The sequence below is a fragment of the Ochrobactrum sp. SFR4 genome, from assembly GCF_019730395.1.
GTDB lineage: Bacteria > Pseudomonadota > Alphaproteobacteria > Rhizobiales > Rhizobiaceae > Pseudochrobactrum.
Window position 1 is genome coordinate 1 of record NZ_JAAPBB010000344.1, and the last position, 368, is coordinate 368.

At 54.3% G+C, this 368-nt stretch carries 1 pseudogene; it reads right to left on the minus strand.

The annotated features are described in order from the left end of the window. Positions 1–23: 23 nt before the first annotated feature. Positions 24–368, minus strand: a pseudogene (locus HBA93_RS19290) (FAD-dependent oxidoreductase); the annotation flags it as partial.

A 368-nucleotide genomic window follows, 5' to 3' on the forward strand; every position in this document is an offset into this window, starting at 1 on the left:
GCCCTTTGAGGCGGCTTTTTATATTATTGCTGTTCTTGCAGCCAGACTTTGAAATCACTCAAAGCGCGGGCACTGAGGGCGCGCTTCTTAGCCTGCGTTTTTTCTTTGCCTCGCAGACGCACGCCTTCCTGTTTTGGAACTGTAATTTCCGGAAACAGGCCGAAATTCACATTCATCGGCTGGAATGAGCGTTTGCCCGGTTCGTCATCGCTGACGAGATGGCCGCCGGTAATATGGTTGAGCAAAGCACCAAAGGCCGAAGTAACCGGAGGCGGAGCCAGAGTTTCGCCGCGCTACTGGGCTGCTGCAAAGCGACCGGCAAGCAAGCCCATTGCGGAGGATTCCACATAGCCTTCACAACCGGTGAT